This window comes from Algibacter ulvanivorans (genome assembly GCF_048381495.1).
GTDB lineage: Bacteria > Bacteroidota > Bacteroidia > Flavobacteriales > Flavobacteriaceae > Algibacter_B > Algibacter_B ulvanivorans.
Window position 1 is genome coordinate 1 of record NZ_JBLWGD010000083.1, and the last position, 285, is coordinate 285.

Genomic DNA, 285 nt, shown 5'->3' on the forward strand with positions numbered 1-285 from the left:
TACTTCCGAAATAAATGACATTCATTCTGGGTTATCAGCATGTGGATATACTTTGCCTGCTTTGCCTGGACCACCAGTTGCAGCTTTTAGTGCAGACAATGATAACATTTGTTTAGACACCAATAATACCGTTAATTTTATGGACGAAACAGTTCCTGCCGGAAGCTCTTGGTCTTGGACCTTTGAAGGTGGTTCACCAGCAACCTCAACAGACCAAAACCCAACGGTTATATATGCTGCTGACGGATCCTATGATGTCACTTTAGAGGTGACTAATGCTTATGG

Annotated in this window: 1 protein-coding gene; it reads left to right on the forward strand. The window is 42.5% G+C overall.

Going from position 1 to position 285, the window contains the following annotated elements; genetic code table 11:
- On the forward strand, nt 1-285 hold a 285-nt coding region (locus ACNG5D_RS16050; protein ID WP_418184538.1), incomplete at both ends, for a PKD domain-containing protein.